This is a genomic window from Parabacteroides sp. AF39-10AC (assembly GCF_003635405.1).
GTDB lineage: Bacteria > Bacteroidota > Bacteroidia > Bacteroidales > Tannerellaceae > Parabacteroides > Parabacteroides distasonis.
The window spans coordinates 1-11,655 of the sequence record NZ_QTLP01000051.1; the positions used below are offsets into that span (position 1 = coordinate 1).

The 11,655-nt window shown below is 43.4% G+C and carries 7 protein-coding genes; 4 read left to right on the top strand and 3 right to left on the bottom strand.

What is annotated here, in order from left to right:
- Positions 1-118 precede the first annotated feature (118 nt).
- Both DW033_RS23495 and DW033_RS23500 read left to right on the top strand, forming a co-directional pair.
- Positions 119-2,941, top strand: coding sequence for a sugar-binding domain-containing protein (locus DW033_RS23495; protein WP_122383218.1), 2,823 nt, complete (start codon positions 119-121; stop codon positions 2,939-2,941).
- A 96-nt stretch (positions 2,942-3,037) separates the two neighbouring features.
- Complete coding sequence (locus DW033_RS23500; protein ID WP_122383219.1) at positions 3,038-6,718, top strand: Eco57I restriction-modification methylase domain-containing protein; 3,681 nt, start codon at positions 3,038-3,040, stop codon at positions 6,716-6,718.
- A gap of 511 nt (positions 6,719-7,229) precedes the next feature.
- Here DW033_RS23500 and DW033_RS23505 read toward each other — a convergent pair.
- Positions 7,230-8,141, bottom strand: a complete 912-nt coding sequence (locus tag DW033_RS23505) for a ThuA domain-containing protein (protein WP_122383220.1) — start codon at positions 8,139-8,141, stop codon at positions 7,230-7,232.
- Complete coding sequence (locus DW033_RS23510) at positions 8,138-8,635, bottom strand: hypothetical protein (protein ID WP_008778275.1); 498 nt, start codon at positions 8,633-8,635, stop codon at positions 8,138-8,140. Before DW033_RS23510 ends, DW033_RS23505 begins: the two co-directional genes overlap by 4 nt.
- Positions 8,636-8,735: 100 nt before the next feature.
- Between DW033_RS23510 and DW033_RS23515 the strand changes: the two genes are divergently transcribed.
- Positions 8,736-9,980, top strand: coding sequence for a family 20 glycosylhydrolase (locus DW033_RS23515; RefSeq protein WP_008778274.1), 1,245 nt, complete (start codon positions 8,736-8,738; stop codon positions 9,978-9,980).
- 125 nt (positions 9,981-10,105) lie between these two features.
- Positions 10,106-10,669: a DapH/DapD/GlmU-related protein gene (locus DW033_RS23520; RefSeq protein ID WP_048927442.1), complete on the top strand. Its 564-nt coding sequence runs from the start codon at positions 10,106-10,108 to the stop codon at positions 10,667-10,669.
- Between the two features lie 13 nt (positions 10,670-10,682).
- Here DW033_RS23520 and DW033_RS23525 read toward each other — a convergent pair whose 3' ends face one another.
- Positions 10,683-11,585 carry an AraC family transcriptional regulator gene (locus tag DW033_RS23525; RefSeq protein WP_005868179.1) on the bottom strand — a complete coding sequence of 301 codons (903 nt, stop codon included), beginning with the start codon at positions 11,583-11,585 and terminating at the stop codon, positions 10,683-10,685.
- Between the last annotated feature and the right edge of the window lie 70 nt (positions 11,586-11,655).

Here is an 11,655-nt window from a genome sequence, read left to right on the forward strand (position 1 = left end):
ACAGGCCCATAACAAAATCTTCTTCTTTTTTCATATCTTCTCCTTAATAAAAAAGCCAAAAATACTACCTTTGTACACTATTAATTAAGTAAACCATATTTAGAGTAAAAACATTACCATGAAGAGATTTTGGAGTATTCCACTTATGCTCATGCTATTCGCATGCCAAACTCCCAAAGAGAGTAGAGAGGAATTATCGCTTGCCGGTTGCTGGGAATTACGATTGGATTCAACAGATGTCACCGAGCAAGTTCAATTACCGGGTACCACGGACACCAACCAAAAAGGATACCCTAACAATGATAAGGAGGAGACAACTCATTTGTCTAGGCCCTTCCGCTATCAAGGTAAGGCTTGGTATCAGAAAGAGATCACGATTCCGGAGAACTGGGAAGGCAAGAGCATTTGGTTAATCTTGGAGCGAACAAAACCGACCCAAATATGGGTAGATAGCATATATGTCGGTTCATCCGACCATATTTCCACCCCTCAAGAATACGATCTGTCCACATATCTCCGGGCTGGGAAGCATCACTTGACTATTCTAGTCGATAACGGTTTGAGCGTTCCACCCCAATTATTGGACAATTCACACGCTTATACGGAATCCACGCAGACAAACTGGAACGGTATTATCGGAGACCTGAAATTGGAAGCCCGTCCACAATTCCATATCCGCCGGATACAAGTATATCCACATGCGGATCAAAAAACGGTGGACGTAAAAATAAAGCTTTCAAATCCATTCGAGCAAATGATCGTAGCCGCCGTTCAAATAGAGATGGAGGCTTTCAACACAGGCTTAGAGCACCATATCCAATTCAATAAGAATATCGTAGTTCAACAAGACGAGATCATATTCCAAATACCGATGGGTGATGACGCCTTGGAATGGAGCGAGTTCTCCCCTACCCTGTATCGCTTGACCGCGAACATCCAAGGAGAGAATATCCAAGATAGCCAAAGTACTACTTTCGGATTAAGAGATTTCAAAGCAGAAGGAACACAATTCAACATCAACGGATTGACCACCTTCCTTCGTGGAAAACACGATGCTTGCGTATTTCCGCTTACAGGCCATGTACCGATGGATACCGCAGCATGGAGACGCTATTTCCGCATCGCCAAGGAATACGGTATCAATCATTGCCGTTTCCATTCATGGTGTCCTCCTAAAGCTTGTTTCGAGGCGGCCGATATCGAAGGTTTTTACCTCCAACCGGAACTACCTTTCTGGGGAAAGATGGAAAAGGGCGATACCACTTTGATCCATTTCCTCACCAAAGAAGGATTACAAATACAGGAGGCTTACGGGAATCACGCCTCTTTCGTCATGATGGCGATCGGCAACGAGCTTTCCGGGGATCAAGAAGCGATGGTAGACATGATCGCCCGTTTCCGTAGTGAGGACGGACGGCATTTATACGCATCTGGATCGAATGACTATCTAGGCTTCAACGGCCCTGCGGCGGGTGACGATTACTTCACGACCTGTCGAGTCCCCGGCGCTAACGTATTCAGCAACCATACCCGGGGTTCCTTCTCTTTCGCAGATGCGGAGGATGGCGGTTATATCAACCATACCTATCCAAACTCGGTCATGAATTTCGAATCCGCTATCGAACAATGTTCATTGCCTATCATCGGACATGAGACCGGGCAATTCCAATGTTATCCGAATTATGAGGAAATCAAGAAATATACCGGGGCACTAAAACCTTGGAATCTGGAGATATTCCGCAAACGACTGGGCGAGTCCGGTATGGCCGGACAAGCGGATGATTTCTTCAAGGCTTCCGGTAAATGGATGGCGCAACTTTACCGGGCCGAGATGGAAATGGCGTTCCGTACTCCGGGAATGGCCGGCTTCCAATTATTGGATTTACAGGATTATCCGGGACAGGGCACGGCGTTAGTCGGTATCTTGGACGCTTTTATGGATAATAAGGGCTTGATAACCGCCAAGGAATGGAAAGAGTCTTGCGATGATGTCGTATTACTGGCTCTCCTACCTAAATTCTGTTACTCTGGGAATGAGGCGCTCAAAGGCTCCATCAAGGTAGCGAACTATACACCTACCACTTTAAAAGGGAAACATCTAACTTGGACCTTGACGAATAGTCAAGATCAAGTAATCGCCCAAAACAACATACCGCTGCAAATCAATCAAGGTACGTTGGCCGAGGTAGGCCCATTAAATATCGCTTTACCTGCCATTCAAGAGGCTGAGACCTATACTTTACGGCTGGCGATCGAGGGCACGGATTATCACAATCATTATCCGTTATGGATTTATCCGGAACATAATAACGTGCAAATCCCTACGGATATCAATGTTATTAAGAAATGGGATAAACAGGCCGAGAACTTATTGGCGAACGGGGCGAAAGTATTGTGGTTCCCGGATGCCAAGACTTACAAGAACGTGACGGTAGAAGGATTATTCCAGACAGATTACTGGAATTACCGGATGTTTAAGTCCATCTGCGAATGGGTAAAGAAACCGGTCTCTCCGGGTACCCTCGGATTATTAATGAATCCCTCTCATCCGGTTTTCGCTCATTTCCCGACGGATTTCCATACAAACTGGCAATGGTTCACGATGATAAAGAATAGCCATCCGTTGATACTGGACCAGCTTCCGGATAATTACAGGCCAATCGTACAGGTGATCGATAACGTGGAGCGTAATCATAAATTAGGGATGATCCAAGAATTCAATGTCGGCCCGGGCAAGTTATTAATCTGTATGACAGACTTGGAAACCCAACAAGAATACCCGGAAGCCCGCCAATTATACCATAGCTTATTAAGTTATATGGATTCCTCCGAGTTCTCGCCTCAGATGACATTAACGCCCGCTCAATTGATCGAGTTATTCACGCATCAAGTCGGAGATTCGAAGATTAAGGAATTAGGGAATATCTCGTATGATGAGTAAGCATCGCATAATATTCCCTATATTTGCCAAAATTCAATATCATTTACCTTTAAGAGAGTGACAGCTTAAATACGAACAATATAAAATCGAAAGGAAATGTACAAGATACTAACTCCCAACCAAGCGATTCCCAAGGCTTACCTTCACGACAAACCCGATGTTCAAGAGGTAATGGCTTTTAAGTCCGCCATGAAGAAACTGCTTATGCGCATAAACTCTTCTGAGCATGAAGAATTCAACAAGAATCTTGTGGCAGAGTTTTTTAATCAAAGCCTTTATCGTGACAAGAGCTATATGGTTAATACCTATAACGTAACCGACCTTGCCATATATGCAGAAATGGAGACCCATAATGAGCACCCGGTTGTTCTATTTGAGTTTAAAGGTCCTGGACGACCGGATATGGTGACAAGAAATGATCTTAAAAAAAAGGCTCTTTATGAGTTGATTCTATACTATATCCGCGAAGAGATAGCAAAACGAAACACAGATATCAAACATCTCATCATTACTGATTGCGAGAAATATTTTGTCTTTGAGAAGAATTTATTCTATCAATTGTTTGCCCGTAACGAACGTTTCGTAAAGAATGTCTTGGAGGCAGATTCTGGAAATGACAAAACCGACTATATATACAATGCCATCATCAAACCCGAAGTGGAGAAGGTGGAACATCGCCTGCAATTTATCTATGTTGACATAAGAACATTTGACAGTAAGCTACAAAGCAATGATATTGTCAATAACAAATCGTTCATCGCCACATACAAACTTTTCTCTCCAACCCACCTTTTAAAACGTCCATTTAACTCTGACCATAATAGGCTGAATAAGAACTTTTATAGGGAGTTGCTTTATATTATGGGAGTTGAAGAAGTGATTGATAACGGTGTTCACAAGATTAAACGTTTTAAATCAGGCAAACAAAGTTTCTCTTTAGCAGAGCAAACCTATGCAAAACTGGAAGGATATTCACGCATAGCCAATGATGAAGAACGGTTTGACGCCGCTTTAGGATTGGTACTCGTTTGGATTAACCGTATATTGTTCCTAAAATTATTAGAGTCACAGCTTGTCTGTTTCAACAAGGGGCGTGATGTAAAGTTCTTAGATGTGATCCATATACAGGACTATGACGTACTGAATGACTTGTTTATGCAAGTGATGGCTAAACCTGTAACAGAAAGGATGGAAGAATTGAAGAACCAATTTCCCAATGTGCCATATCTGAACAGTTCCCTTTTTGAGTTGGCAAAGATAGAAGAAGACTTCTTCCCTATCAGCGGTATTCGCCTCGGAGATATAGATATTTATTACCAAACGGTACTAAAAGACGGGAAAGGAAGAAAAGTGACTGGCAGGAAACCCGTACTGGATTACCTGTTCTCGTTTCTCGATGCGTACGACTTCGGTGCGAATCAGAATCAAGAAAAGGAGGTTGTCAGGACAGAAAGTGACAAACTGATTGACGCATCGGTGTTAGGACTCATATTCGAGAAAATCAACGGCTATAAGGACGGCTCTTTCTTCACGCCGGGATATATAACGGAATATATATGTAACAAGACACTACGCCGGGCGGTTATAGACAAGTTCAATAAGGTAAAGGGATGGAAATGCGAGTGTTTTGAAGACCTGAAAGAGAAAATAGAATATGGGCAAAGGGATGTAAGAATTGAGGCTAACAAAATCATCAATTCTCTACGTATCTGCGACCCCGCCGTTGGTAGCGGCCACTTTTTGGTCTCTGCCCTGAACGAGATTATAGCCATTAAGAGTGAATTAGGCATATTACAAGACCGACAATCTCAGCCTAAGCGCATTCGGGATTATGAGATAAAAGTGGAATATGACGAATTGGTGATAGCTGACGAGGATGGTGATATATTTAAATACGATCCCTCCAATCCGTCAAGCCAATGCATACAAGAGACGCTATTTGAGGAGAAACGGACAATTATAGAGAATTGTCTCTTTGGTGTGGATTTGAATCCTAAGAGTGTAGATGTTTGCCGACTGCGTTTATGGATTGAGTTACTGAAGAATGCCTATTATTATAAGACAGAAACGGGAGAACGTCTGTTGCAAACCCTGCCTAACATTGACATTAATATCAAAGTGGGTAACTCATTAGCTTCTGTACATCCTGTATGCATCGGCAGGAAAATTACAGAAAGCGCAGGTATGCAGAAATTGGTAAGAGAATATAAGGCGAATGTACGGGAATATAAGAATTGCCGTTCTAAAGCTACAAAAGTTCTGCTGAATAAAGACATACAAGACATAAAACACAATTTAGTACCTCCTGTTCAACTGGATGCATTTGGTAGCAATAACAAGCAAATCATTGCTACCCAAGAAGTATATAGGAAAACCTTGGAATGGATGATAGAGTTTCCCGAAGTGCTAAATGAAGAAGGGACATTTGAGGGATTTGATGTAATTGTAGGTAATCCACCATACATCAGCTTGGAGAAACTTCGCAGAGATACTTCCGTGTATGCACAAATGCATAGGACTGACGAGGGTGGAAATCCCGGACAGAAAACATACAATACGCTTGAGTCTCGTGGCGACATTTATACTCTTTTTGTTGAACGAGGTCTGCATTTGCTCCGTAAAGGAGGTTTGTTGTCATACATCATACCAAACAAGTGGGAAAAGGTAATGTATGGTCGCCCGCTTCGTGAACTCTTCCGAAATACGAATCTAACTCATTTAATAGACTTTGGCGATAACCAGATCTTTGAAGATGCTACTACATACACCTGCATTATCCGAATGAGAAAGGAAAAACAGGACGGAAAACTTCTCGTGTCTACCATAGAAAAGATAAAACCTGAAATGATCCATGAGAATGTAGAAGAACTGAAGGAAGTGTTTGACACCACAAAAATGAATGACGGCATTTGGGTTATATCCAGTCTGCACAACTTTAATACTATAGAAAGACTAAAGGCTCAAATGATTTCTTTGGGAGAATACATTCATGAAGAATCATATTACGGAATAAAGACAGCTTTGTCTAAAGTTTTTAACATTCCCGTAGAAAAAGCAACAGAATTGATAACACAGGACATTCGTTCTAAGGAAATATTACGCCCTTTCTTGCAGGGAAGAGGACTTATAGCCTATGGCGAAGCAAAGGCCGGTTCTTATTTGTTGTTTATTCCTAAAGGATTTACAGCCCTGCAAATGGGTATTGACAGGGAGAGACAAGAACTGCCATCAGAAACTGTTGCTTGGGATTGGTTTAAAGACAAATATCCTGCTGTCGCTTCATGGTTAGAGCAATTCAAGAATGAAGCTAAAGCACGGATAGACAAAGGTGATTATTGGTGGGAACTACGTGCTTGTGCCTATTATGACAGGTTCGCTGAACGTAAATTGTTCTATCAGGTATTCCAAACAAAACCATGCTTTGTTTATGACGAAACATCTACATTCTGTAATAATTCCATGTATTTCATGACCGTTCCCGACAAGTCATTATTAGCTTTGTTATGTTCAAGTATTGGTTGGTGGCTTATCACGGAGTTTTGCCCTCGCATTCAGAATGGCGCGCAACTCATTTGGGATAATTTCCGTCAAATCCCCATTCCTCAAGAGTTGCCACAGGTATTGAATGAATATGCTGATAAAATGATGGCATCAAGAAACGATGAAGCGAAATTCCAATGCCTGTCAAAAGAAATAGATACTATTATCGCTATGTTGTATGGTTTAACTGAAGAATTAAACCTCATCATTACCAACGACACCAAATGCCGTATGTAACAGTTATCGAATAAGCCAGAATCCGATCTTTTTGGCAGATATAAGGCGTATATCGTGACAATCTCTTTTACTCAAGAGTGCCAAATAGGTGGAGAAGGATAGAGATAAACGATGTTTTTCCCAAAAAAGGCCGCTTTTTATACACGATAGGTCATGAAAGCCTACGCAACTAGTCGTGTTAGGCAACGCCAATAGTCACGTTGGGCATCGAAAGCAGTCATGAATAGGGTTATGAACTGTCATGAATAGGCATCATAACTCTATCATTTCCCCATCGTAACCCTATGAGATAGCCCAAACAACCCATAAGATATGAATTACGATGAACTAATTTCGCTAGAATGAAAGGCTATTTTTTGACATCTATCTATTTAACAGATGATTACCGATTTTCTCTTGCGTATTTAGGAGCGAGCTGTACTTTGTCCCGGGAAAATCGATTCTCCGGGACTTAACTTTACAATTTGTCAAATTGATTATTCTGCCGTAAGACACCATCTTATTAAGGCATTTAATTCGTCGCATGGAAAGGAGCCTTGAATTCCGGACGGAGCGTACAGGTATCTTCCAATGGGAAATCCCGTGGGACCTCTTGCGTCACCTCCCCGGTAGCTGCCCATTCAGCCCCTCTTAGTAAGGTTACCTGAAAACCCGTACACTCCATCGAGTAAATCATATTCGGGTCATTGCCGCAATGCCCCAACAGATCGACAAAGACACGCCCCTTCCCCCATTTCACCGTCCACATCAACGGTTCATGGCGTCCACGCTCATAAGCGGTAGCCAATATCTCCACATTCCGTACCGGACCACGCAAGCGGGTATAAATCTCGTCCTTGAAATGTTTCCATCTTATAGGCAGACCTTTCAAAATAGGGTGTTCCGGCGCACGATGCTCTAGGATCGTCTCATGCTGCAAGCCATGATAACCCGCATGACCGGGTGTATAATCGTATACATATTTGCCATCTTTCCAATACAGGTAAGGGCCGTCTTTCTCGTTCCGACCCTCCCAAGCTCCCATGCCGATTATCTCGTTGTACGCTTTCCAACCGGCCATAGGTACCACGGAGGAATGGATAATCACGACCCCGCCCCCATCCGCTACATAGTTCTCGAAAGCTTTTTGGACAGGCTCGGGCCAGACTTCACCTCCGTAATTAACAACAACCAAGTTATATTTAGCGAAATCGGGCTTAAAGGTATTTATATCTCCTCCGAAATCCGGGGTAAAGACGAAATCCACCTTAAACATTCCACTGTTCTCTAAGATCTGCTTCATGGCCTCGCAAGCACCTCGCCAATAATGACTGCCATCTTGCCCGGCGATCATCATCGTTTTTATCACCTTTTTCTGGGCGTAAGAGGTTGAGGCTGATAAGGCGCAACAGATAAGCGCTATAAAATAGATATACTTTCTCATGGTTGTTGGGGGTTAAATTTTTCACTCTCGGGGCTCCATTCGATACGGTCGTAGCAACGGGTGGTTCGCAAATTATATCCTCGCTCATCAACCGTAAACTTCCCATCCTTGAAATAATCGATATATAACTCGGAGATCCCGTCATTATTGCGATCCTCCACCGTAAGCGTATATTTATCTGTCACATAGATCTCATCCGATATATATTGGATCTCTCTCGTATAATTATCCACGATCACGTAATAAAACTTAAACAGGTCGAAAGTAGGGTAATGCCCATTATCCCGCCCGAAAAGCATGACCTCCTCCATAGCGGTGTCATCATCCATATTCGCTAAAACGGATTGTTGAAACCAAAAGCCGTCTTTTTGCGCTTGCGGAGGAATCCGGTCCCAACCCTCTTGATGGGCTGTCACCCGGAATTGGGCATGGGCACCCATACAAACAAAAAGCAGGAGAACCCAATAAATCAATTGTCTTATCATGTCTATCATTTTTAATTATTATTCATATTTATAAGGCACAAATGTAATGATATGTCTCTTATTGATTATATTTGTCTTGTATTAAATTCACCTTTAATCTAAATATATTATGAGCGATCAACCAATAGATTTTACGCAACGTAACATAGCCATTGACATCCTCCGGGCTGTCACGATGTGCGTGATGATCTTCGAAAGCGTACATCAAATTAAAAATTTAAACATTAAAACATATCACTATATGAAAAAGATTATCGGACTATTCTTGCTTATATGGGCTATAGGTTCGGCCCAAGTTTCCGCCCAATCAGAGACAAACCGTTTAGATAGTATCATGCCCGTACGAGGCTTGGCCATCGCCGCTCCATCCGCACAGAAGTTGGATCTATTCTTGAAGTTCGTCCAAGAGGAACTGGCTCCCAGTCATTTCAACTTGTTGATTCTACGGGTAGACTGGAATTATGCCTATGAGTCCCATCCAGAACTGAGGGATCCGACCCCACTCACACGAGAGGATGTGAAAAAGATCGTAAAGGTTTGCCGGGATAACGGAATACGTATCGCTCCCCAGATCAATCTCTTGGGGCATCAATCATGGGCTGAGACTACCTACGCTTTATTACGTGAGTATCCGGAGTTCGACGAGACGCCACACGTGGATACCAAGAACTATACGGGTTGGCCCAACTCAGACGGGCTTTATTGTAAAAGTTACTGCCCGCTTCATCCGGAAGTACATAAAATCGTATTCGCTTTAGTAGACGAGTTGACGGATGTTTTCGAGACTCAATTATTCCATGCCGGGATGGACGAGGTCTTTTATATCGGACATGATAGTTGCGCCCGTTGCGGCGGACATGACAAGGCTGAGTTATATGCCGGTGAGGTCACTAAAATACAAAACCACTTAGCCTCACAAGGCAAACGATTGATGATATGGGGAGACCGCCTGATCGATGGCAAGACTACCGGGATCGGCGCTTGGGAAGCTAGCATGAACAATACCTACCGTGCGATCGACTTGATCCCGAAAGATGTTTTTATCTGCGACTGGCATTATGAGCGTGCCGAGCAAACCGCTGTTTACTTTGCCATGAAAGGCTTCGACGTTGCTACATGCCCTTGGCGTAAACCTCAGATAGCGCTTCAACAGGTAGATGATATGATCCATTTCCGCCAGCATTCAAATCCGGAAATGTCTCGCCATTTCCAAGGAATTATCGAGACAGTCTGGTCCGGTGCAGACAGTTTCCTCGAGGCCTATTATAACCCGACTACCTATAAGCAAGAGGTCTCGGACGCTGTCACGGTCAAGAAACTGATTGAGAAATATAAGGCCTTGGAGAATCGGTGAATGTAATTTAGGTCATAATTCCTGTAATCCATCTACAAAAGTTTCTCCGGATTTCATCGATCTTTGCCGTTGCAATCGAAAAGGGATAAACAAACCAAGAAGTAGAACTTATTAAAATAGCAATTATGACACTAAACGAATTCTTGAAGTACGTAGAAACAGGAAAGCCTCTTAAAGGAGACGAGATCCATCAGTTTATGAACGAGATGAGCGATGAGGCCAGGCGCATGACATTCGAGTTAAACGGCTCATATCACGATCCCGAGGAAATCCGTGAGCTGTTATCCCGCTTGTTTAATAAGCCGGTCGATCCGTCTTTTCGTGTATTCCCCCCGTTCTATACGGATTTTGGGAAGAATATCACGGTAGGCAAGAACGTTTTCATCAACGCTTGCTGTCATTTTCAAGATCATGGCGGGGTGACACTGGACGACGGTTGCCAGATCGGGCATAACGTGGTCTTTGCCACCCTCAACCACGGCTTCGCCCCCGAAGACCGGAGCACTACCTACCCTGCCCCGATCGTTTTGAAAAAGAATGTCTGGGTAGGCTCGAACGCAACGATCCTATCCGGCGTAACCATTGGCGAGAACGCTATAGTCGGAGCCGGCTCGGTAGTTACTAAAAATGTACCGGACAATGCCATCGTGGGAGGTGTTCCCGCCAAGGTCATAAAATACATCCAATAACCCGTAACACCGATTACGACATCTGGGATTTCCGATATTCATTCGGGGTACACCCCACGGTCTTCTTGAATATGCGGCTGAAGTGCTGGGAATATTGGAATCCTAGGTCGTAAGCGATTTGGCTGACGGTCTTGTTTGTCCCTAATATCCATTCTTTCGCTAAGGAAATAATCCGGTCTTGTATATTTTCTTGGGCAGTTTTCCCTGTTTCTTTCTTGATCAGATCACCGAAATAGTTCGGGGACAAACAAATCTTCTCGGCGAAATACCGTACAGTAGGTAGCCCTTCCTGTCTTAACAGATCACTTTGCAGGTATTCATCCAGTAATCGTTCGAACCTCACCAACACATCCTTATTCGTCTCCGCACGGGTCGTAAACTGACGGTCATAAAAACGCAGGCAATAATCGAGCAGCAACTCGATATTCATCGCGATCAGCCGTTTGCTATGCTTGTCGATGGAGTGCTCCAACTCGATCTGGATTTTCCTCAGGCAATCCACGAAGATCCCCTTCTCTTCCTCAGAGAGATGTAACGCCTCGTTTGATTCATAGGAGAAGAAAGAATAACGCTTGATGTCCCGTCCCAAAGCCGTACCACGGATCAAGTCCGGATGGAAAAGCAACCCATGCGCCAAAGGCCGGGTCCCATCCTTAAGCTCAATACCCGTCACCTGCCCGGGAGCGAATCCTATTACGGTTCCTTCTTGATAATCATAATATTGCCTCCCATACCGAATATCCCCGCATTTCGTATCTTTCAGGAAAAGTCCGTATATACCATAATTAACCCGGAAATTAGTAGGCCATGTCTCGGACTTGGATAAATCTACCACGCTCACCAATGGGTGCAACGTCTCCAAGCCAAACATCTTGTTGTATTGATCAACGGTATCGATCTTTATTAGATTCTCCATAAGGCTATCTGTTTTATTGGCTCACCCGATAAATCAGGGGGAAAATTCTTTAATTCTATAGAAAATTTGC